Here is a 20,448-nt window from a genome sequence, read left to right on the forward strand (position 1 = left end):
CGTGCACTAGGGCTCGTCGCGCAGACGCTCCCGGTAGGCGGCGACATGCTGCCGATTGCCACAATTGCCGGTGTCACAGAAAATCCGGGATCTGTTGCGCGACAGGTCAACCAGGACGGCATCACAGTCCGGGGCAGCGCACGTCTTCAGGCGCCGCTGTTCCCCGGTGCGCACCAGGTCGGCGAACACCATGGCGGTCTCGGCGCCCAGGCGATCCGCCAGCGGCGCATCACTGGCGGCCATATGCAGGTGCCAATCGGGCTCTTCAACGTGCCGGGTCAGCCACGGCGAAGCATGGGTATCGGCCAACAGGGCGTTGACCTGCTGCACCACATACTCCTCGTCGTTGATATGGGCCCAGATATCTCCCAGCCGGGTCCGCAAGGCCTTGACGGCCGCCAGCTCGGCGTTGTCCCCGTCCCGCCTGCCCGTCCATCCGTACCGATCCAGCAGCGGCGGCAATGCCGCCAGATCCGGGAGCAGTTCCCGGTCGTTGCGGCCGGTGTTGATCAGCTCGGCGGCCGACCGCAAACCCTGCTCCGTGTCATGAGTGAAAAGCATTTGACACCTTACATCCTTCGCCTATACGGTCATGACCGTATTCGATTTTACTCATGACATGCGGGAGGTGCGGTGAACGACAAGGCCAATTTCCGGGCCGGCGTGATTCTCGCCCTCGTCTCCGCCGCCACCTTCGGGTTTTCCGGTCCCTTCGCCAAGTCGCTCATGGCGGCGGGCTGGTCGTTGACCGCCGTGGTCACCGCGCGCCTGGCGACCGGCGCGGCAGTCATGATCGTGGCCGCCTGCATCGTGGCGCCCGGCTGGTTCTCCGAGGCCCGAAAGCACGCCAAAGTCGTTGTGCTCTACGGAATCATCCCCGTTGCCGGCGCCCAGTTCTGCTACTTCGGCGCGATCAGGCACATGTCGGTCGGGGTGGCGATGCTCCTGGAGTTTCTGAGCCCCATCTTGGTGATCGCCTGGACCTGGTTGTACACCCGACAACGGCCGCACACCCGGGTACTCGCCGGCGCAACCCTCGCCTTGTTGGGAATGCTGTTGGTGCTCAACATCTTCAGTGGATCTCGCGTGGAGCCCGTAGGAGTCCTGTGGGGACTGGGAGCCGCGGTATGCGCCGCGTACTACTTCATCTCTTCGCACCGTGCGGGCGGCAAGGCCGAAGGGCTGCAAACCATCACGCTGACAACGAGCGGGCTGCTGGTCGGAGCCATCGCCGTCGGCGGCTTCGGGCTCACCGGAATCATGCCGATGACCTTCTCCACCCAGGACGTGCACGTCGCCGGCTGGCATGCACCGGTGTATATCCCCATTCTTGTTCTCGGCGTAGTTACCACCGCCATCGCCTATCTCACCGGTATCGCCGCCATTGGCCGACTCAAGCCGAGCTATGCGTCGTTGATCGCCCTCACCGAGGTGCTGTGCGCCGTAATCGCAGGTTGGGCACTACTCGGGGAAACCATTGCGCCCATCCAGTACGCAGGAGCCGCCGTCATCCTCGCCGGACTGGTGCTCGCGCACCGGGGTTCAGATACCCCTCCGGAGCCCGAATCCAGCACAGCCGGACTCACAGCTTCTCTACCTGCGGGATTGAAATCACATGGCAACGACAGCGAATTATCCGTAATCTCGGTGTGTGACGCTACAACCGAATCCACGCCCAGCCAGTAAGTTGCTCACCGCCGCCGCCCGCGCGGCGGTTATTTCGGTTGCGGCCGTCATGTTGACTACCGGGCTGGCGGTCATCATTCCCGCCACCGCATCCGCGGCCTGCCACAACGTCGAGGTGTCGTTCGCCCGCGGCCGCTCCCAGCCGCCGGGCGCCGGAAATGTCGGCGACGCGTTCATCAGCGCGCTACGCAACCGCGTCAAGGATGTGGGCGTGTACACCGTGCAGTACGACGCCAACACCGATGTGGGCGGCGGCGCCAATGATCTCAGCGCACATCTGCAGCAGACCGCGAACGCCTGCCCCGACAGCAAGTTGGTGGTCGGTGGGTACTCGCTGGGCGCCGGTGTGGTCGACACCGCACTGGGAGTGCCCGGACCGGTGCAGATCGGCAACCTCTTCTCCTTCGACAACCCGGTGCCTCCGGAGGTGGGCGACCACATCCGCGCGATTGTGACGTTCGGCAACATCGTCAATCGCTTTGCACCGGTTCAGAATCTGGCCGGCGCGTACGGCGATCGGGTGCTGGATCTGTGCAATGACGGCGATCCGGTCTGCATGGCCGGAGACAACGAGACCTGGAAATCGCACACCTCCTATCCGCCCGCACTGATCAACCAGGCCGCGGATTTCGCAGCCGCCAGGGTCAACTAACCTCGGCCGGGTGACTGCCCCTCAGCTCACCCATCATCAGTTGTCGGTCAATGGAATCGACATACATGTCGTCGAGCAGGGCGAGGGCCCGGCAGTGGTGCTGTGCCACGGCTTTCCCGGCCTCTGGTACACCTGGCGTCACCAACTGGCCGCACTGTCCGCGGCCGGGTACCGGGCCATCGCACCGGATATGCGCGGCTATGGACGCACGACGGCCCCGCGGGATGTCACCGCGTACGACCGCGCCACCACCGTCGGGGATCTCGTTGGGCTACTAGACGCCCTGCATCTCGGAGATGCGGTGTTCTGCGGGCACGATTTCGGGGCACATCTGGTGTGGGACATGCCGGCGTGGGCGCCGGATCGAGTCCGTGCACTCATCCAGCTGTCGGTACCACGGACCCGTCGCCTTCCGGTCACGCCGAGCGTGGGTTTCAATTACCTTGCCTCTCAGCACTTCACACATCTGGAGTATTTCCAGGAGCCCGGTGTGGCCGAATCCGAACTGGACGCACAGCCAAAGCTGTTTCTGGCCACGCTGTTCCACGCCCTCAGCGGAGCCAACCGCTATCTGGATTGCTGGGACCATCCGGCGCGGATGGACGGGAAACGCAACGGATACCTAGACGTACTTCCGGGTCCTCCTCCCCTGCCCTGGAATTGGCTTTCCGAGCAGGACCTCGACTACTACGCCGCTGAATTCGCGCGGACGGGATTCACCGGCGGCCTCAACTGGTACCGCGCCGAGGACCTGGTGTGGGCACAGAACGCAGACCGGCACGACAAACCCATCGGCGTACCGGTGGCCTTCATCGCCGGTTCGGCCGACCCGGTCCTGGAAATGCTCGGCCGCGATCCGATGACCGCCATGGCCGATCTCGTTCCCGGTCTGAGATCAGTCCTGGTCATCGAGGGAGCCGGGCACTTCGTGCAGATGGAGCGCCCAGATACGGTCAACCACGCGATGGTTGAGTTCCTCGACGCGCTTCCGCCCAGGTGATGCGGCCCATACCGCACCGATATGACAACTAGGTTGACTCACCCGTAGCATTTGCCTGTGACGACGCACAGTGCTGTTTCACCTGCAGTCTCGTACATCCGGCGGCCCGGATACCTGCTAGCCGCACTGCTCATGTTCACCAGCCTGGTGGCCATTTCGCAGCCCGCACCCGCAGCAGCCGATCCGTGTGCCGCCGTGGATGTCTCCTTCGCCCGCGGGCGTGACGAGCCGCCCGGCCTTGGCCGCGTGGGCCAAGCGTTTGTCGATGCGCTCGGGCCCAAGATCGGCAGCATGAACGTCTATGCCGTGGACTACAGCGCCGGCCTGCTCTCCACCGGAGAAGGCGCGGACGACCTGCGCAACCACCTCAGCCAGGTCGCGGCGTCATGCCCCAACACCAAGTTCGTGATCGGCGGCTACTCGATGGGCGCAACCGTCGTCAATGACGTCGCAGGCAACCCGCCGCCGGACGTCGCCGGCCGGATCAGAGGGATCGCGACATTCGGCAACATCGACCGCCGCGGAGGCGCGATGACCGGCCCCCTTGCCGGACGGTGGATCGACCAGTGCAACCCCGGTGACCCGGTCTGCCAGGAAGGCGGCCGCTCGTGGACCGCGCACCAGACCTATGAGCAGACGAACCTGCCCGCACAGGCAGCATCGTTTGTGGCAGGCAAGCTGTAGCACCGGGCACTCCACAGAAACGGCGCGCGAGAACTTCCTGAGCCGTAGCATCGTGATGTGACCACGCATCAGCGGGGCACGAGGGTCGGCGTTGTCCTGAGTTACTTTGTTGCCCTGACGGTGTTTGCGCTGGCAGCGGCAAATGTTGTCGGGCTTGTCTATGCGGCACCTCACGCCTCGGCAGATCCGTGTTCGGATGTCGATGTCTCCTTTGCGCGGGGACGCAAGGAGCCTGTCGGTCTGGGCCGGGTCGGCGACGAGTTCGTCGACTCCCTGACTCCACGCATCCAAGCCACCGGTGCCAGCATGAACGTCTACCCCGTCAACTACGACGCGGGCATCTTCTCGGCCGGCGGCGGGGCCAATGACCTGAGCAATCACCTGCAGTCGGTAGCGGCGAGCTGCCCGCGGACCAAGCTCGTCATCGGCGGATACTCCATGGGCGCCGAGGTGATCGACACGATTATCGGTGTTCCGAACGTCGGCATCGGATTCAACCGCCCGCTGCCGCCTGCGGTGGGCGATCGCATCGTCGCGATCGCGACATTCGGCAATGCCACCCACCGTACCGGCGGCCCACTGAGCGGCATCGCCGGCGTATTCGGTTCGCGTGCAATTGATCTCTGCAACCAAGGAGACCCGATCTGCATGGCCGGGCCCAACAACAGCTGGGATGCCCACACGTCCTACGAGCGCACCGGATTACCCGCTGAGGCCGCGACGTTCGTCGCCTCGAAACTCAACCGGCACGGCGAAAGCGAAGCCGAGTAGTACTGGCGCACTGCCTAACTCGCGTTGGCGACCTTGTTGATCGAGGCGGTGACCAGTTGATCGAACAGTGAACGATCCGGCGCGTCGCCCCCCACGGTCCTCATCCGGACCCACAGGGCGTTCCCGTCCACACTCGCATATGCGGTGTACGCATCCTGTTTGAGCACTGCTCCGGGCACGTTCTCTTCGACGAGTACCAACTCATCGGCCTTAGATTGCGCGCCATCCAACAGGGTGTAGGTGGTCTCGATCGAGGTACCTTCACGTGTCTCACGCACGGACTTGCACTTGTCGAAGAACGTACGGATTTCGGCGAGAGCAGGCCGCTGCGCCACGACGGCCTCGTTGAAGTACCCACGCCCAGCTTCTCCGACAACGACACCCAACGTTGCCGCATCCACGGGCGCCGATGCATCGAACATCGACGGCCGCCGGCAATCTGCGGGCTCAAACACAGCGCCCTTATCCGCCGAACCGGTCAGTTGATCCAGAATCGCCTGCTTCTCGTCGCTTTCAATCGCGGACGTGGTCAAACCCGGCGGCAGCTCGGCGGCGGTGAGGACCAAGTCCTTGGCCGCCTTGGCAGGTTTTGTCGCGGTTGTCGCGGTTGAGCTGCTGATGCTGGGTGGGACGTCCGTCTTCGCTGCGCCCCCGCACCCGGCGACACACATCATGCCTGCGACCGCGGCCACCCCGAGCCAACGTACGTTCGTCATGCCGAAAGGCTAGTCGGACGGCCTGATACGCACATCACGGGTGATCATCACGCGGGCCGCCATCTCGTCGTCCGGCGGGTAATCGACCCCGACCAGCGTCAGCCCGCGCGCCGGCGCGGCTGCGAAATCGCTTGAACGTCTTTCCTTCTTCAGCAGATCGGCACACCACTGCACCGGCCGCCTGCCCTCCCCCACCGCGAGCACCGCGCCCACCAACGAGCGCACCATCGACCAGCAGAAGGCGTCGGCGCTCACATGTGCGGTCAGTTGATGTCCGTCCGCAACCCAGTCGAATCGCTGTAGCTCGCGGATGGTGGTGGCGCGCTCACGGTGGCGGCAGAACGCCGCGAAATCGTTCAAGCCCAACAGTTCCCGGGAGGCCTCGTTCATGGCATCGACATCCAGCGCGCGGTGCCACCCCACGACGTCATGGCGCTGCATGGGCAGCACACCGAACGACGCCGTGGAGAAGCGATACTCGTAGTGGCGTCTCAGCGCAGAGAACCTGGCATCGAAATGTGCCGCGGCCCGGCAGATGTCGAGGACTCGCACATCGTTGGGCAGAAAACGCGACAGCCGCCGGATCAGCCGGTCGAACTCGGGAGCGCCAACAGGGCGGTACCGGCCGAGCAATTCGGGCAGGCATGCCGCCGGAACGTCCAGGTGCGCAACCTGACCCGTGGCGTGCACGCCCGCATCGGTGCGCCCCGCGGCATGCAATAAGACCGGCTCGCCCACAATGGTCGTGAATGCCTCACCCAGCACCCCGGCGACGGTGCGCTGATTGACCTGGGTCGCCCAACCGGCGAATTCGGTTCCGTCGTAGGCGATGTCGAGCCGTAAACGAACCAGCCCGCCACCGTCTCCGGTAGCGGGCTGGTTGTCAGAGGTGACCAAAGGTCACTCCTTCTTGTCTGTGTCCTCAGCAGCGGGAGCCTCGGCCGTGTCAGTTACGGCGCCCGCCGCACCTTCGTCCTCGGCGGCCGCGTCATCGGCGGTGTCGGTCTCAACCTCGACAGCCTCTTCGGCGGGAGCCTCGGCCTTCTTCGTCGACGCGACCCGGCGGGCCCGGTCGGCCTCGGAAGTGACCGTCTTCTCCTTCACCAGTTCGATGATCGCCATGGGCGCATTGTCGCCCTTGCGGTTCTCGACCTTGATGATGCGGGTGTAGCCACCGTTGCGATCGGAGTAGAACGGACCGATCTCCTCGAAAAGGGCGTGCACGACGTCCTTGTCACGGATCTTCTTGAGCACCTCGCGCCGGTTGTGCAGATCGCCCTTCTTGGCGTGGGTGATCAGCTTCTCGGCGTAGGGCCGCAGCACGCGGGCCTTGGTCTCGGTGGTCTTGATCCGGCCGTGCTCGAACAGAGCGGTGGCCAAGTTGGCCAGGATCGCCTTCTGATGTGAAGACGACCCACCGAGCCGCTGACCCTTTTTGGGCTTGGGCATTGCAACTATCTCCTATTCGGGGCCGGCCCCCGTATCAGGTAGGGCCGGGACGGATCCGGGCGGGCGAAGCCCCGGGGTTATATGCCCAGTTAGAGCTGTTCGGTTTCGGCGAAGTCCTGATCGCCATCGAAGTCGTACGAGCCGGTGTCAGACCAAGTGCCCGTGGCGACGTCGTATCCGGCGACCTCCGACGGATCGAAGCTGGTCGGGCTGTCCTTGAGCGACAGACCCAGCTGGTGCAGCTTGATCTTGACCTCGTCGATGGACTTCTGGCCGAAGTTACGGATGTCCAGCAGGTCCGACTCGGTGCGGGCAACCAGCTCGCCGACGGTGTGCACACCCTCGCGCTTGAGGCAGTTGTACGAACGGACGGTCAAGTCCAGGTCCTCGATGGGCAGCGCGAACGAGGCAATGTGGTCTGCCTCGGCCGGCGACGGCCCGATCTCGATACCTTCGGCCTCGACGTTGAGCTCGCGTGCCAGCCCGAACAGCTCGACCAGCGTCTTGCCGGCCGAAGCCAGCGCGTCACGCGGGCCGATCGAGTTCTTGGTCTCGACGTCCAGCACCAGCTTGTCGAAGTCGGTGCGCTGCTCGACGCGGGTGGCCTCGACGTTGTAGGTCACCTTGAGCACCGGCGAGTAGATGGAATCGACGGGAATGCGCCCGATCTCGGCACCCGAGGCCTTGTTCTGCACGGCCGGGACGTAACCGCGACCACGCTCGACGACGAGCTCGATCTCCAGCTTGCCCTTGTCGTTCAGCGTCGCGATGTGCATGTCGGGGTTGTGCACGGTCACACCGGCGGGCGGCACGATGTCACCAGCGGTGACGGCGCCCGGTCCCTGCTTGCGCAGGTACATGGTGACCGGCTCGTCCTCCTCCGAGGACACCACGAGGCTCTTGAGGTTCAGGATGATGTCGGTGACGTCTTCCTTCACCCCGGGAACGGTGGTGAACTCGTGCAGCACACCGTCGATCCGGATGCTGGTGACGGCCGCGCCCGGGATGGACGAGAGCAGGGTGCGCCGCAGCGAGTTACCCAGGGTGTAGCCGAATCCCGGCTCCAGGGGCTCGATGACGAAGCGCGACCGGTTCTCGGCCAGCGTCTCCTCGGACAGGGTGGGTCGCTGAGAAATCAGCATTCTTTGTGTATCTCCTTCTCGGCACCCGCTATTTGATGCCGGTCAGTGGACTTGTAGCAGGATCGCTACAAGCGATTACTTGGAGTAGAACTCGACGATCAGCTGCTCGGTGAGCGGCACATCGATCTGCGCGCGCTCGGGCAGCTGGTGCACGAGGATGCGCTGGCGCTCGCCGACAACCTGCAGCCAGCCCGGGATGGGCCGGTCGCCCGCGGTCTCGCGTGCGACCTCGAACGGCAGGGTGTTCAGCGACTTCGGCTTGATGTCGATGATGTCGTACTGCGACACCCGGTAGCTGGGCACGTCGACCTTCACGTTGTTGACGGTGAAGTGGCCGTGGCTGACCAGCTGGCGAGCCATCCGGCGGGTACGTGCCAGGCCGGCGCGGTACACGACGTTGTCGAGACGGCTTTCCAGGATCTGCAGCAGCTGCTCACCAGTCTTGCCGGAGTGCCGGTTGGCCTCGGCGTAGTAGCGGCGGAACTGCTTCTCCATGACGCCGTAGGTGAAGCGGGCCTTCTGCTTCTCCTGCAGCTGCGTGCGGTATTCGCTCTCCTTTACCCGCGCGCGGCCGTGCTGGCCGGGGGGGTAGGGACGCTTCTCGTACGCGCTGGAACCACCGACCAGGTCGACGCCCAGACGACGGGACTTGCGAGTGACGGGTCCGGTATAACGAGCCATTAGTTCTTTACCTCTCTAGCCCTAGACCCGGCGCCGCTTGGGCGGACGGCAGCCGTTGTGCGGCTGTGGGGTGACATCGGAAATCGCGCCCACCTCGAGGCCGGCGGCCTGCAGCGAGCGGATGGCGGTCTCACGGCCGGAGCCGGGACCCTTGACGAACACGTCGACCTTCTTGACACCGTGCTCCTGCGCCTTGCGGGCAGCGTTCTCGGCAGCCAGCTGTGCGGCGAACGGGGTCGACTTACGCGACCCCTTGAAGCCGACGTGACCCGAGGACGCCCAAGAGATCACGTTGCCCTGGGGGTCGGTGATCGAGACGATCGTGTTGTTGAACGTGCTCTTGATGTGCGCAGCACCGTGCGGGATGTTCTTCTTTTCCCGGCGACGAGTCTTCTGCGTCTTCTTGGGGCCGGAAGCCGCGCCCTTCTTTGCTGGTGGCATGCTGGTTTACCTGGCCTTCTTCTTGCCGGCGATGGTGCGCTTCGGTCCCTTGCGGGTACGCGCGTTGGTCTTGGTCCGCTGACCGCGCACCGGCAGGCCACGACGGTGGCGCAGGCCTTGGTAGCAGCCGATCTCGATCTTGCGGCGGATGTCGGCCTGTACCTCGCGGCGCAGGTCACCCTCCACCTTGAGCGAGGCTTCGATGTATTCACGCAGCTGGGTCACCTGATCATCGGTCAGGTCCTTGCTGCGCTGCTCGGGGCTGATGCCCGTGGCGGCCAGGATCTCCTTGGAGCGAGTCCGGCCGATGCCATAGATATAAGTGAGCGCGATTTCCATACGCTTATCGCGCGGTAGGTCAACGCCTACGAGACGTGCCATGCGGCAGTTCCTCTTTCATTCAACGAAGGTCTGTTCCCAGTCCGCCCCCTCTAGGTTGGGGCCCCGGCCTCCGTTCCGGGGGTGTCTGGCCGGCGTACCCGGTCAGTGGATCTGGGAGGTCATCATTCAGTTATGTAGCTGGTCAGCCAGGTTCCTTGCGGAGGTCCTGACTAGCCTTGCCTCTGCTTGTGGCGGGGGTCCTGGCAGATCACCATGACCCGCCCGTGCCGGCGAATGACGCGGCACTTGTCGCAGATCGGCTTGACGCTCGGGTTTACCTTCACGTTCCCAATCCTGTTCTTCTGTTACTTGTACCGGTAAACGATCCGACCGCGGGACAGGTCGTAGGGAGACAACTCCACTACCACTCTGTCCTCGGGCAGGATGCGGATGTAGTGCTGCCGCATCTTGCCGCTGATGTGGGCAAGTACCTTGTGTCCGTTCTCCAGCTCAATGCGAAACATCGCATTGGGCAGGGGTTCGACCACCCGGCCCTCGACCTCGATGGCTCCGTCTTTCTTAGCCATATCCTCCGCGATTCTGATTGCCTGCTCCGGCTGTCGCCGGCATGACACGGCAAACACTCACCGACCTCGAACGTGAGCCGGTGACAGGAAATTCCAGGACAGGGCACGCAGACAGTCGGCACGTAAGCCGCACCGTTGGTCAAGGATACCCGTGTAACGCCGCCAAACCAAACCGGCGAGGAGGCCGCGCTCCCCCACACGGCTCAGGACCAGGTGACTCCCGACCTGCTGATATGTGGAATCGCCGTCGGCCGCACCAGACCTGCCGTCAGCCAGGCTCCCGCGATCCAGAGGTGGGGTGCGGATTTGGCGGCCATGGTGCGCCTGGCCCGCATCGATACGTCCGAACCGTCGAGCACCCGCTGGGCCCTGGCGGACAGCATCCGGTTACGCACTCCCGAACGGCGCCGTTCCCGCGCGCTGCGGTTGATCGCCAACCACGCCGCGGCCAGATCGCTGGACTCACCCAACGCCTCCGCGATGGCCTCCGCGGCCGCGACCGCGTCTGCCACGCCCGAATTGAGGCTGCGCCCGCCCAGCGGAGCGAACTGATGGGCGGCCTCACCCGCAAGGAGTACCCGACGGTTGACGTCGGTGTAGCTCGCGGCCACGCCCTGGACGGTCTGATGTACCTCCACCGATCTGATGTGATCCGCGTACCACTCGTCGCGGGTCAGCGCGGTCACCCAGGAACGCACGTGTTCGGCCGTCGGAGTCGCCTCGTCCTCGGACAGGAATTGGACATCCAGACGCAGACCATCCGGGTACGGCAGGCGTATGGCGTGCCGTCCGCCCAGATCGGGATGGTGGTACTGAATCTGCACGGGCAGATCCACCGTGCCGCCATCCGGGTGCGGTTCGACGTCGATCACCACGCACGCCGGGGACGGTGGACGCTCCGACATACCGATGCGCAATGCCTGACGAATCGCCGACTTGGTGCCGTCGGCGGCGATGACATAGCTGGCGCGCACCCGGTCACCACTGGCGAGCGTCAGGCGCGCGCCGGTGTGATCCGTGCTGATGTCGGTGACGGCGGTGCCCGGGTGGTACTCCACCCCCAGCTCCAGCGCCTCTGCCAACGTCTCGTCCTCAATGGTGCGCTGCGACAAGCTCATTCCCCATGCCGCCGGGTTCCACGGGCCAGGGATGCGGGACGGCGCGTACGAGGACATGACGAATACCGGCCGACCCTGATAGAAGGTCTGCACCCCGTGCACCGCAAGCGCGGATTCGCGCAGCCGCGCACCCAATTCGGGTGCCACGCGGTCGTATCGACGCAACGTCGAATGCCCCACGAAAGTGGCGCAATTCCGGTGCCGCTGACGCTCTTTCGAACCGGCGGCCTCCAGCACCACGACGCGAATCCCTCGGCGCGCGAGCACCGTGGCGGCGAGCAACCCGACAGGACCACCGCCGACGATCACGACGGCGTCGTCGGTGATGTCCCGGCGCGCGTCTGCCGAAACTGCCGCGAGGTGAGCCACACCATGACGGTACCGCGCGAGGCCAATCGGGCGCCCATCGAGATTTCGGTCCATATATTGGGGCCCATCACATACCCGCTAGGGGGCTGCCAGATGACGATGCCGCAACCTCAGTTCGGCCATCCGGGGGCTACCAGGCCCAATGGTGGGTCGTCGACAGCCGTACGTCTGCTGGTGGTGTCACTGCTGCTGGTATTTGTCCTCGGTTACGGTCTGGCTGTCTTCCTCGCCTTCACCTCAGCGTCCTACGTAACTCTCGGAGCGACCACCATGTCCATGGTGCTGCGAGTGGCGATCGTCGCTCTGGGCATTGCCGTCACGGCAGTCGCGATCCTGGCGGTCATCTATCTGGTGCGACGTCCCCAAGCCCGAGCATGTCAGCGCATAGCCAGTAGGGCGGATTCGTGGTACCTATGTCGGTAGTGGCGAACATTGCCAGCAGCAACGGGGACAACGGGGAGGGGGTCCAGTGGACGGTCTGACGGTCGGGTACCTGGCCGCCTTCGCGGTCGGCGGGATCGCGGTGCTCTCGGCACTGCTGCTCACCGATATCGGCCATGGCGACGGGATGCCATTTCTGAGCCTGACCTCCCTTTCCGCCGCCTTGACGGGCGCCGGCGCCGGCGGATTCGTCAGTTCGGCGCTAGGCATCGCCGCACTGCCGACGGCCATCATCGCCGCCGTCTGCGCTGTTGCGCTGGTGTCCATCCTGCAACTTTTCCTGACATATCTGCGGGGCCAGCAAGCGAACTCCCACTCGGGGCGCGCGTCCTATGTCGGCAGGCTGGGCACGGTGACCCTGGAGGTGCCTTCCGGGGGTGGCTGGGGCGAGATCGCGTTTGTCGATGCCGACGGCAACCGGGTGCGTTCGCGTGCGATCACCGATGAGCCCGAGGGGCTGGCCAAGAATGCCCCCGTCTACATCGCCGACGTGGACTCCGAATACCTGCACGTCGTCAGCATTCCCGATGCATCGCCAGATGCACCCCCCGATTCACACCACTGATTCGCACCACCAATTCACACCGATAATTCACACCGATAAGGAACCCGCATGAGCTCGCTTCTCATCATCGTCATCATCGCCATCGCGGCGCTGGTGCTTTTCGTGGCGTTGCCGCTCATCTATGTGCGCAACTACGTCAAAGTGCCACCGAACGAGGTCGCGGTGTTTACCGGACGTGGTCAGCCGAAGGTGGTGCGCGGCGGCGCCCGGTTCAAGATGCCGGGCATCGAGCGGGTGGACATCATGTCCCTGGAACCCTTCAACGTGAACATCAACCTCCAGAATGCGTTGTCCAACAACGGCGTTCCGGTCAATGTCGAGGCGGTGGGGCTGGTGCGCATCGGCTCGAACGACGAAGCCGTGCAGACCGCCGTGCAGCGCTTCCTCACCTCGGATCTGTCGGAATTGCAGCGGCAGATCAACGAGATCCTGGCGGGCAGCCTGCGCGGCATCACCGCCACCATGACCGTCGAGGACCTGAACTCCAACCGGGACTCGCTGGCGCGCAGCGTGGTCGAGGAGGCGGGCGGCGATCTCTCCCGTATCGGCATGGAGGTCGACGTCCTCAAGATCGCGGGCATCTCCGACCGCAACGGGTACCTGGAGTCGCTCGGTCAGCGCCGTATCGCCGAGGTTCGCCGTGATGCGACGGTCGGCACCGCCGAGGCCGAACGGGACGCGCAGATCCAGTCCGCCCAGGCCCGTCAGGCCGGCGCCATCGCGCAGGCCGAGGCCGATACCGCCATCGCCACCGCGACCCAGAAGCGCGATGTGGAGCTGGCCCGGTTGCGCGCACAGACCGAGGCCGAGAACGCCCAGGCCGACCAGGCCGGTCCGCTCGCTCAGGCTCGCGCGGAAAAGGACGTGGGTATCGCACGCGAGCAGGCGGAGGCGGCCCGGATGCAGGCCCGCACCGAGGTGGAGCAGCGCCGTACCGAGCAGGCCCAGGCTGCCTTGCAGGCCGATGTCATCGCGCCGGCCGAGGCGCGCCGTCAGGCCGATATCGCGATCGCCGAGGGCGCCCGGCAGGCCGCCATCCTCAAGGCCCAGTCCGATGCCGAGGCCGAGCGCCAGAAGGGCGCGGCCGAGTCCGATGCGCGCAAGGCGGCCGCCGATGCATTCCGCGTCGAACAGCAGGCCGCAGCCGACGGCGCCAAGGCCAAGCTCATCGCCGAGGCCGACGGCACCAAGGCCAAACTGCTCGCCGACGCCGAGGGCATCAAGGCCAAGCTGCTGGCCGAGGCCGACGGTAAGAAGGAGGTGGCGGCGGCGCTCAACGCCTATACCCCGGAAGCCGCCCGCCTGCTCACCCTGCCGGACATTCTCAACTCGGTGGTGCAGGCCACCGAGGCCGCCTCGAAACCGCTCGGCGAGATCGAAAATCTTTCCATCATCGGCGGCGCGGGCGATGCCAAGGACGCCTTGGGCACCCTTTTCGGCGTAAGCCCGCAGGCAGTGGCGAAAGTGATTGAGAGTCTCAAGGTTTCAGGGATCGACGTACCCGAGCTTCTCAACCGTGCTCCGCAGGCCAAGGAACCCGTGTCCCCCGCCTCCACCTCCGCGGCGCATCCGGAAGGATAGGCGCAGGAATAGCGACATCTCCTGCGAAGTTGGGACGCTGCATGGGCGAATCGAACCTGAATCGGTACGGAGTATGGAAGGGCGGTCCGGTCACACCGGAGCAGGCCAGGGCCATCGAGGATCTCGGTTACGGATCGGTGTGGATCGGGGGCGTGTTCACCTCGGACCTTGCCTACGTAGAGCCGCTGCTCGACGCGACAGAGAATCTCACGGTGGCCAGCGGCATCGTGAACATCTGGACCTCGCCGGTCGATGAGATAGCCGCTGCGTTCCACCGCATCGAGGCGGCCTATCCCGGACGCTTCCTGCTCGGGGTGGGTGCCGGACACCCCGAGGCCTCGGCGGAATACCGCAAGCCCTACGACGCCCTCGTCGAATACCTGGACGGGCTCGATGCCGCGGGCGTTCCCACAGAACGCCGCGCGCTGGCCGCCCTGGGGCCCAAGGTGCTGAAGTTGTCCGCGGATCGCACCGCGGGCGCACACCCCTATCTGACGACACCCGAACACACGCGTCAGGCCCGCGCGATCATCGGTCCTGACGCACTGCTCATCCCCGAGCACAAGGTGGTACTCAGCACCGATGCCCCCAGCGCGCGCGAGATCGGCCGACGCACGGTCGACTTCTATCTTCAGTTGAGCAACTACGTAAACAACTGGAAGAGACTCGGTTTCAGCGAGGAGGACGTCACCTCCCCCGGCAGCGACACGTTCATCGATGCCGTGGTGGCACACGGTACCGCCGAGGACATCGCCGTGCGCCTGAACGAGCACCTTGACGCCGGTGCGGACCAGGTCCTGATCCAAGTGCTGGGAGACAAGGACCTGGTGGACACGTTGACCTCGCTGGCGGACACGCTTCGGTAGTCGCCCACTAGGGTTAGGCCATGCGAATTTTGGTGACCGGCGGCGCCGGTTTCATCGGAGCCAACTTCGTACACGCGACGGTCCGCGAACGTCCCGACGTCTCGGTGACGGTTCTCGACGCGCTGACCTACGCGGGTAGCCGCGAATCGTTGGGGCCTGTCGCTTCCGCGGTCACGCTGGTGCAGGGCGACATCTGCGATGCCGACACGGTCGATCGACTGGTCGCCGCCAGTGACGTGGTGGTGCATTTCGCCGCGGAAACGCATAACGACAACTCGTTGGCCGATCCGTCACCATTCCTGCGCAGCAACATCATTGGCACCTATACGTTGTTGGAGGCGGTGCGCCGCCACGAGGTGCGACTGCACCACATCTCGACCGATGAGGTGTTCGGCGACCTCGAGCTCGATGACCCGAATCGGTTCACCGAAACCACGCCGTACAACCCGTCCAGCCCCTACTCGGCGACCAAGGCCTCGGCCGACCTGCTGGTACGCGCCTGGATGCGATCGTTCGGAGTCCGCGCCACAATCTCCAACTGTTCCAACAACTACGGGCCGTATCAGCACGTGGAGAAGTTCATTCCCCGGCAGATCACCAACATCCTGACCGGCCGTCGTCCTCGCCTGTACGGGGCCGGCGCCAATGTCCGGGACTGGATTCACGTCGACGATCACAACAGTGCCGTGTGGCGCATCATCGAGGCCGGCACCATCGGGCGCACGTATCTCATCGGTGCGGACGGAGAGCGGGACAACCTGTCGGTTCTGCACACCATTCTCGAACTGATGGGCAAGTCCCGGGACGACTTCGACCATGTCACCGATCGCGCCGGCCACGACCTGCGCTATGCCATTGACCCAACTCCGCTGCGTGATGAATTGGGTTGGAAACCAACACATAGCGATTTCACCGGCGGCCTGTCGGCCACCATCGACTGGTATCGGGGCAACGAGGATTGGTGGCGCCCCATCAAGGACAGTGTGGAAGCGCAATACGCCGCGAGAGGGCAGTGATGAGCGTTTACGCGAAGAACAGAGAGCACTGACGTGCAGATCCGAGAACTCTCGGTACCCGGCTCCTTCGAGATCACCCCGGTGCAGCATCAGGACAGCCGCGGAGTGTTCCTCGAATTGTTCAAGGGCCCAGCGCTTGCCGAGGCCATCGGGCATCCGTTCGATCTTCAGCAAGCCAACTGCTCGGTGTCGGCGGCGGGATCGTTGCGCGGCATCCACTTCGCCGACGTGCCGCCCGGACAGGCCAAGTACGTGACCTGCCTGACCGGTGCCGTGTATGACGTCGTGGTCGACATCCGAGTGGGTTCCCCGACCTTCGGCGCCTGGGACGCAGTGCTTCTCGACCCCCAAGACCGCCGCGCCGTCTACGTACCCGAGGGAGTCGGCCACGGATTCCTCGCCCTCGAGGATGACTCGACGGTGGTCTATCTGTGCTCCGCCGGATATGCCCCGGGCCGCGAGCACGGTATCGATCCGCTCGACCCGACCATCGGGATCCAATGGCCGACCCGCAGACCAGACGGCACCGATCTGGCGTTGCTTGTTTCCGAAAAGGACAGTGCCGCACCATCATTACTGGATGCCAGGGATTCAGGACTGCTCCCCGTCGCTACCGACGTACAGGCCTTCCTGGACAGCCTCTCCGGCTGATCGATCAGGCACCAACGCCACAGCGTGTTTGCTAAAGTCGCTGCATGACGCAACCGCCTTCCGGGCCGCCGCCGTCGGATCCAGGGCAGCCGGAGTTTCCGCAGTATCCGTCGCCGCCGAACCCCGGGTACCCACCGGTTGCGCCCCCGGCGGGCGGATATCCGCCCATTCCCCCGGCCGGGCCTGCAGGCGGCGAGCCCTACCCGCCCTACCCGCAGGTCAACCCGGCGGGTTACCCGCCGCCGCCCGGATATCCCCCACCACCGGCGTCACCGTATGGGTATCCGACGCCTGGTTCCTATCCGCCTATTGAAACCGCGCAGAGCACCAACGGGTTGGCCATCACGTCACTGATTTTCGGCATCATCCCGTGCTGCAACGGCATCCCGGCCCTCATCTTCGGCATTATCGGTCTCAATCAGACGAAGCGGACCGGGCAAAAGGGACGCGGCCTCGCGATCGCGGGAATCGTCTTAGGTTGCATTTGGCTGGTCGTCAGCGTCGCGGTGGCTATCGGGCTTGCCATCAAAGATCAACCCAAACGTGACGAATCGGGGCATCTCACCCAGTCCGGCGATATGGACGTCACCAAACTGCGGGTGGGCGATTGCATCGCCGACCTTGGCGAGAAGAGCTACTACACCACCACCAAGGCCATTCCCTGCGCACAGCCGCACAAGGCCGAGGTCTACGCGGTGGTGCCGCTTTCGGGTAGCTCACTTCCGTCGCAGTCGGTCCTGGACCAGAAGGGCAACGACGAGTGCGGCGCGGAACTGGAGACTTACGCACCGAACGCATTCGATGACGACGCGGTGCAGATCACGTACCTGTATCCGACGAAACGTTCATGGGCCCAAGGGGATCGGGCGATCGCGTGCGTCGCCACCTTTACCACCGAACGCACGGCATCGATCAAGGGCAAGTAATTAAGGGCGCACGGTAAGGATGCGGGGGCCGTCCTCGGTGACGGCCACTGTGTGCTCCCAGTGCGCTGCCCGGGAACCGTCGGTGGTGACGACGGTCCAGTCGTCGGCAAGCACCCGGGTTTGCGTGGTGCCGAGCGTAAGCATCGGTTCGATGGCGAGCACCGAACCCACTGCGAGGAGCGGCCCCTTGCCGGGCGCCCCCTCGTTGGGCAGGAACGGATCCAGATGCATCGAGCGGCCGATGCCATGGCCGCCGTAACCGTCGACGATTCCGAACGCGCGGTCGAACTGCTTCTCGGCGGCACGGGTGCCCAGCTCTATCGCGTGGGAGACGTCGGTGAGCCGGTTCCCCGGGATCATCGCCGCGATACCGGCCTCCATCGACAAACGCGTGGCTTCCGACAACGCCTCGTCGACGGGAATGACGGTGCCCACCGCGAACGTCCACGCGGAATCCCCGTGCCAGCCGTCCAGGATCGCGCCGCAGTCAATGGAGACAAGATCACCGTCGGCCAAAATCGCTGTTGCCGAGGGTATTCCGTGAACAACCTGATCGTTGACCGAGGAGCAGATGGACGCCGGGAAGCCGTGGTAGCCGAGGAACGACGGCACCGCACCGGCATCGCGGATCACCGCTTCTGCAACCTGATCCAGGTCCAGTGTCGAGGCGCCGGCCTTGGCGGCGTCTCGCACGGCAACCAGCGCCGCGCCCACGATGGAGCCGGCGGCAGCCATCGCGTCGAGCTCACCGGCGGTGCGCTGCTCCACCGTCTTCTTGCGGCCGAAGAGACCCACTAACGAACCACTACTGACTCGCCTGCTACCGGCCCAGAGCCTGCGACGTGCGCGCGAACACCTCGTCCACCGTGCCCACGGCGTCGATGGTCTGCAGCACGCCCTGGTAGTACTCCAGCAGCGGTGCGGTCTCATCGCGGTACACGTTGAGCCTGTTGCGGATGATGTCCTCGGTGTCGTCGGCGCGGCCACGGCCCAGCAGCCGCTGCACGAGCTCCTCCACCGGCACCCGGAACTCCAGCACGGCGTCGATCTTGACGCCACGAGCCTCTTCCATGGCGGCCAGCGCATCGGCCTGGTCCACGGTGCGCGGGAATCCATCGAGAATGAACCCGGCCGCGGCGTCGGCCTCGTCAAGGCGCGCCTCGACCATCTTGTTGGTGACCTCGCTGGGCACCAGGTCGCCGGCGTCCAGGTACTTCTTGGCCTGGATCCCCAGCTCGGTGCCCTCGCTGATGTTCGAGCGGAACAGGTCGCCCGTGGAGATCTGCGGAATGCCGAACTTCTCCGAAATCAGTTGCGCCTGCGTACCTTTGCCTGCCCCGGGCGGGCCGAGTAACACCACTCTCACTTCAGGAACCCTTCGTAGTTACGCTGCATCAACTGGCTTTCGATCTGCTTCACCGTATCGAGGCCGACGCCGATCATGATGAGTACCGCAGTTCCACCGAACGGCAGGTTCTGCGCACCGCCGGAGTTACCGATCTGCAGGAACAGGTTCGGCAGGATCGCGATGATGCCCAGGTAGATCGATCCCGGCCACGTGATGCGATTGAGCACGTAGCGCAGGTAGTCGGCGGTGGCGCGTCCGGGGCGAATACCCGGGATGAAGCCACCGAACTTGTTCATCTCGTCGGCGCGCTCATCGGGGTTGAAGGTGATCGACACGTAGAAGAACGTGAAGAACACGATCAGGGTGAAGTAGATGGCGATGTACCAGTAGTTGCTGGGGTCGGTCAGATAGGTGCTGACGAAGCGGTCCCACCAGCCTGTCTTGTCCTTACCACCGCTGCGCACCAGCTGGGTGATCAAGCCCGGGATGTACAGCAGAGACGAGGCGAAGATGACCGGGATAACACCGGCCTGGTTGACCTTCAACGGCAAGTAGGTGGAGGTACCGCCGTACATCCGCCGTCCCACCATGCGCTTGGCGTACTGGACGGGGATACGCCGCTGGCCCTGTTCCACGAAGACGACACCGACCACGATCAACAGCGCCGCCACACAGACCGCCGCGAAGGTGACACCGCCGCGGCTGTCCAGGATGGTCTTGCCTTCGGCCGGGATGCGCGCGGCGATACCGGCGAAGATCAGCAGCGACATACCGTTTCCGATACCGCGTTCGGTGACCATTTCGCCGAGCCACATCACCAGGGTCGATCCGGCGGTCATCACCAGAACCATCACCGACAACGCGAAGATCGACTGGTCGGCCACGATCTCGTCCTTGCGGTCGCAGCCCTGCAACAGGTTTCCGCTGGCACCAAGGGCAACGATCGAAGTGGACTGCAGCAGCGCCAGCGCGACCGAAAGGTAGCGGGTGTACTGCGTCATCTTGGCCTGGCCGGCCTGGCCTTCTTTGCGCAGCTGCTCGAACCGGGGAATGACCACGGTGAGCAGCTGAACGATGATGCTGGCGGTGATGTACGGCATGACGCCGACCGCGAACACCGACAGCTGTAGCAGCGCACCACCGGAGAACAGGTTGATCAACGAGTAGATCTGTGCCGAGTCACCGCTACTGACCTGCTCGACGCAGTACTTCACGTTGGCGTAGTTCACCCCGGGAGACGGCAGCGTCGCACCAAGCCGGTAAATGAACACGATCCCGATCGTGAAGAGGATCTTCCGCCTCAGGTCAGCTGTCCTGAGAGCAGAGACAAAAGCGGAAAGCACACATCCTCCTGCGCACCCGGCAGCTCGCCACGTGATCTGCTAGATGAATCAGCTGGTGATCCCAGCGTTGGGTAACCGTTTCGGCGGCCGTCAG

Annotated in this window: 26 protein-coding genes; 12 read left to right on the forward strand and 14 right to left on the reverse strand. The window is 64.6% G+C overall.

The features are described from left to right. Positions 1 to 6: 6 nt before the first annotated feature. The gene (locus tag B4393_RS04245) at positions 7 to 561 is read right to left on the reverse strand and encodes a CGNR zinc finger domain-containing protein (RefSeq protein ID WP_078333093.1); all 555 of its coding nucleotides are present in this window, start codon (positions 559 to 561) and stop codon (positions 7 to 9) included. A 72-nt stretch (positions 562 to 633) separates the two neighbouring features. Between B4393_RS04245 and B4393_RS04250 the strand changes: the two genes are divergently transcribed. From B4393_RS04250 to B4393_RS04270, 5 genes are all read left to right on the forward strand, one after another. Next, complete coding sequence (locus B4393_RS04250; RefSeq protein ID WP_078333094.1) at positions 634 to 1,686, forward strand: EamA family transporter; 1,053 nt, start codon at positions 634 to 636, stop codon at positions 1,684 to 1,686. A 1-nt stretch (position 1,687) separates the two neighbouring features. Then, entirely contained in the window at positions 1,688 to 2,338 is a 651-nt protein-coding gene (locus B4393_RS04255) for a cutinase family protein (protein ID WP_078280301.1), read from the forward strand. A 10-nt stretch (positions 2,339 to 2,348) separates the two neighbouring features. Further along, positions 2,349 to 3,338, forward strand: coding sequence for an alpha/beta fold hydrolase (locus B4393_RS04260; RefSeq protein ID WP_078333095.1), 990 nt, complete (start codon positions 2,349 to 2,351; stop codon positions 3,336 to 3,338). Positions 3,339 to 3,470: 132 nt separating this feature from the next. Then, the gene (locus B4393_RS04265; protein WP_078280801.1) at positions 3,471 to 4,022 is read left to right on the forward strand and encodes a cutinase family protein; all 552 of its coding nucleotides are present in this window, start codon (positions 3,471 to 3,473) and stop codon (positions 4,020 to 4,022) included. Positions 4,023 to 4,079: 57 nt separating this feature from the next. Then, positions 4,080 to 4,793: a cutinase family protein gene (locus tag B4393_RS04270; RefSeq protein WP_078333096.1), complete on the forward strand. Its 714-nt coding sequence runs from the start codon at positions 4,080 to 4,082 to the stop codon at positions 4,791 to 4,793. 14 nt (positions 4,794 to 4,807) lie between these two features. Here B4393_RS04270 and B4393_RS04275 read toward each other — a convergent pair whose 3' ends face one another. The 10 genes from B4393_RS04275 to B4393_RS04320 form a co-directional block, all read right to left on the reverse strand. Further along, positions 4,808 to 5,509: a hypothetical protein gene (locus B4393_RS04275; protein WP_078333097.1), complete on the reverse strand. Its 702-nt coding sequence runs from the start codon at positions 5,507 to 5,509 to the stop codon at positions 4,808 to 4,810. 9 nt (positions 5,510 to 5,518) lie between these two features. Then, a complete protein-coding gene (gene truA / locus B4393_RS04280) occupies positions 5,519 to 6,406 on the reverse strand; it encodes a tRNA pseudouridine(38-40) synthase TruA (protein ID WP_078333098.1) in 888 nt (295 codons plus the stop codon). Between the two features lie 3 nt (positions 6,407 to 6,409). Then, a complete protein-coding gene (gene rplQ / locus B4393_RS04285) occupies positions 6,410 to 6,958 on the reverse strand; it encodes a 50S ribosomal protein L17 (RefSeq protein WP_078333099.1) in 549 nt (182 codons plus the stop codon). 89 nt (positions 6,959 to 7,047) lie between these two features. Beyond that, on the reverse strand, positions 7,048 to 8,100 hold the full coding sequence (locus tag B4393_RS04290; protein ID WP_070938552.1) for a DNA-directed RNA polymerase subunit alpha: 1,053 nt from the start codon (positions 8,098 to 8,100) through the stop codon (positions 7,048 to 7,050). Between the two features lie 75 nt (positions 8,101 to 8,175). Continuing rightward, positions 8,176 to 8,781: a 30S ribosomal protein S4 gene (gene rpsD, locus B4393_RS04295; RefSeq protein ID WP_070938551.1), complete on the reverse strand. Its 606-nt coding sequence runs from the start codon at positions 8,779 to 8,781 to the stop codon at positions 8,176 to 8,178. A 21-nt stretch (positions 8,782 to 8,802) separates the two neighbouring features. Then, a complete protein-coding gene (gene rpsK, locus B4393_RS04300; protein ID WP_070938550.1) occupies positions 8,803 to 9,222 on the reverse strand; it encodes a 30S ribosomal protein S11 in 420 nt (139 codons plus the stop codon). A gap of 6 nt (positions 9,223 to 9,228) precedes the next feature. Then, positions 9,229 to 9,603: a 30S ribosomal protein S13 gene (gene rpsM / locus B4393_RS04305; RefSeq protein ID WP_030096736.1), complete on the reverse strand. Its 375-nt coding sequence runs from the start codon at positions 9,601 to 9,603 to the stop codon at positions 9,229 to 9,231. A 170-nt stretch (positions 9,604 to 9,773) separates the two neighbouring features. Continuing rightward, the gene (gene rpmJ, locus B4393_RS04310) at positions 9,774 to 9,887 is read right to left on the reverse strand and encodes a 50S ribosomal protein L36 (RefSeq protein ID WP_003886927.1); all 114 of its coding nucleotides are present in this window, start codon (positions 9,885 to 9,887) and stop codon (positions 9,774 to 9,776) included. Positions 9,888 to 9,908: 21 nt separating this feature from the next. Continuing rightward, on the reverse strand, positions 9,909 to 10,130 hold the full coding sequence (infA, locus tag B4393_RS04315; protein WP_003418601.1) for a translation initiation factor IF-1: 222 nt from the start codon (positions 10,128 to 10,130) through the stop codon (positions 9,909 to 9,911). Between the two features lie 203 nt (positions 10,131 to 10,333). Further along, the gene (locus B4393_RS04320; RefSeq protein ID WP_078333100.1) at positions 10,334 to 11,617 is read right to left on the reverse strand and encodes an FAD-dependent oxidoreductase; all 1,284 of its coding nucleotides are present in this window, start codon (positions 11,615 to 11,617) and stop codon (positions 10,334 to 10,336) included. A gap of 3 nt (positions 11,618 to 11,620) precedes the next feature. Here B4393_RS04320 and B4393_RS04325 point away from each other — a divergent pair, with 3 nt between their 5' ends. The 7 genes from B4393_RS04325 to B4393_RS04355 are packed head-to-tail and all read left to right on the forward strand — an operon-like array spanning position 11,621 to position 17,663. Further along, entirely contained in the window at positions 11,621 to 12,040 is a 420-nt protein-coding gene (locus B4393_RS04325; RefSeq protein WP_083069985.1) for a hypothetical protein, read from the forward strand. 46 nt (positions 12,041 to 12,086) lie between these two features. Beyond that, positions 12,087 to 12,623, forward strand: coding sequence for a hypothetical protein (locus B4393_RS04330; protein WP_078333102.1), 537 nt, complete (start codon positions 12,087 to 12,089; stop codon positions 12,621 to 12,623). A 48-nt stretch (positions 12,624 to 12,671) separates the two neighbouring features. After that, positions 12,672 to 14,204, forward strand: a complete 1,533-nt coding sequence (locus B4393_RS04335; RefSeq protein ID WP_078333103.1) for a flotillin family protein — start codon at positions 12,672 to 12,674, stop codon at positions 14,202 to 14,204. 41 nt (positions 14,205 to 14,245) lie between these two features. Then, positions 14,246 to 15,070 carry an LLM class F420-dependent oxidoreductase gene (locus B4393_RS04340; protein WP_078333104.1) on the forward strand — a complete coding sequence of 275 codons (825 nt, stop codon included), beginning with the start codon at positions 14,246 to 14,248 and terminating at the stop codon, positions 15,068 to 15,070. A gap of 20 nt (positions 15,071 to 15,090) precedes the next feature. Beyond that, positions 15,091 to 16,086, forward strand: coding sequence for a dTDP-glucose 4,6-dehydratase (rfbB, locus tag B4393_RS04345; RefSeq protein ID WP_078333105.1), 996 nt, complete (start codon positions 15,091 to 15,093; stop codon positions 16,084 to 16,086). A 33-nt stretch (positions 16,087 to 16,119) separates the two neighbouring features. After that, positions 16,120 to 16,737, forward strand: a complete 618-nt coding sequence (locus B4393_RS04350) for a dTDP-4-dehydrorhamnose 3,5-epimerase family protein (protein ID WP_078333106.1) — start codon at positions 16,120 to 16,122, stop codon at positions 16,735 to 16,737. 44 nt (positions 16,738 to 16,781) lie between these two features. Next, entirely contained in the window at positions 16,782 to 17,663 is an 882-nt protein-coding gene (locus B4393_RS04355; protein WP_078333107.1) for a DUF4190 domain-containing protein, read from the forward strand. Here B4393_RS04355 and map read toward each other — a convergent pair whose 3' ends face one another. From map to secY, 3 genes are read right to left on the reverse strand one after another with little or no spacing between them, the layout of a single operon-like run. Beyond that, entirely contained in the window at positions 17,664 to 18,458 is a 795-nt protein-coding gene (map, locus tag B4393_RS04360; RefSeq protein WP_078333108.1) for a type I methionyl aminopeptidase, read from the reverse strand. 25 nt (positions 18,459 to 18,483) lie between these two features. Then, positions 18,484 to 19,029: an adenylate kinase gene (locus tag B4393_RS04365; protein WP_078333109.1), complete on the reverse strand. Its 546-nt coding sequence runs from the start codon at positions 19,027 to 19,029 to the stop codon at positions 18,484 to 18,486. Further along, entirely contained in the window at positions 19,026 to 20,354 is a 1,329-nt protein-coding gene (secY, locus tag B4393_RS04370; RefSeq protein WP_070938539.1) for a preprotein translocase subunit SecY, read from the reverse strand. The genes B4393_RS04365 and secY overlap by 4 nt, the downstream gene beginning before the upstream one ends. Between the last annotated feature and the right edge of the window lie 94 nt (positions 20,355 to 20,448).

The organism is Mycobacteroides franklinii, assembly GCF_002013895.1.
Taxonomy (GTDB): Bacteria; Actinomycetota; Actinomycetes; order Mycobacteriales; family Mycobacteriaceae; genus Mycobacterium; species Mycobacterium franklinii.

What these genes read in the sequence shown, in the direction of transcription:
- rplQ (WP_078333099.1), bottom strand. Translation starts at nt 6,958, where the DNA reads ATGCCCAAGCCCAAAAAGGGTCAGCGGCTCGGTGGGTCGTCTTCACAT.
- infA (WP_003418601.1), bottom strand. Translation starts at nt 10,130, where the DNA reads ATGGCTAAGAAAGACGGAGCCATCGAGGTCGAGGGCCGGGTGGTCGAA.
- rfbB (WP_078333105.1), top strand. Translation starts at nt 15,091, where the DNA reads ATGCGAATTTTGGTGACCGGCGGCGCCGGTTTCATCGGAGCCAACTTC.
- B4393_RS04335 (WP_078333103.1), top strand. Translation starts at nt 12,672, where the DNA reads ATGAGCTCGCTTCTCATCATCGTCATCATCGCCATCGCGGCGCTGGTG.
- B4393_RS04340 (WP_078333104.1), top strand. Translation starts at nt 14,246, where the DNA reads ATGGGCGAATCGAACCTGAATCGGTACGGAGTATGGAAGGGCGGTCCG.
- rpsD (WP_070938551.1), bottom strand. Translation starts at nt 8,781, where the DNA reads ATGGCTCGTTATACCGGACCCGTCACTCGCAAGTCCCGTCGTCTGGGC.
- B4393_RS04275 (WP_078333097.1), bottom strand. Translation starts at nt 5,509, where the DNA reads ATGACGAACGTACGTTGGCTCGGGGTGGCCGCGGTCGCAGGCATGATG.
- rpsM (WP_030096736.1), bottom strand. Translation starts at nt 9,603, where the DNA reads ATGGCACGTCTCGTAGGCGTTGACCTACCGCGCGATAAGCGTATGGAA.
- B4393_RS04265 (WP_078280801.1), top strand. Translation starts at nt 3,471, where the DNA reads ATGTTCACCAGCCTGGTGGCCATTTCGCAGCCCGCACCCGCAGCAGCC.
- B4393_RS04355 (WP_078333107.1), top strand. Translation starts at nt 16,782, where the DNA reads ATGACGCAACCGCCTTCCGGGCCGCCGCCGTCGGATCCAGGGCAGCCG.
- B4393_RS04290 (WP_070938552.1), bottom strand. Translation starts at nt 8,100, where the DNA reads ATGCTGATTTCTCAGCGACCCACCCTGTCCGAGGAGACGCTGGCCGAG.
- rpsK (WP_070938550.1), bottom strand. Translation starts at nt 9,222, where the DNA reads ATGCCACCAGCAAAGAAGGGCGCGGCTTCCGGCCCCAAGAAGACGCAG.
- B4393_RS04245 (WP_078333093.1), bottom strand. Translation starts at nt 561, where the DNA reads ATGCTTTTCACTCATGACACGGAGCAGGGTTTGCGGTCGGCCGCCGAG.
- B4393_RS04325 (WP_083069985.1), top strand. Translation starts at nt 11,621, where the DNA reads ATGACGGTACCGCGCGAGGCCAATCGGGCGCCCATCGAGATTTCGGTC.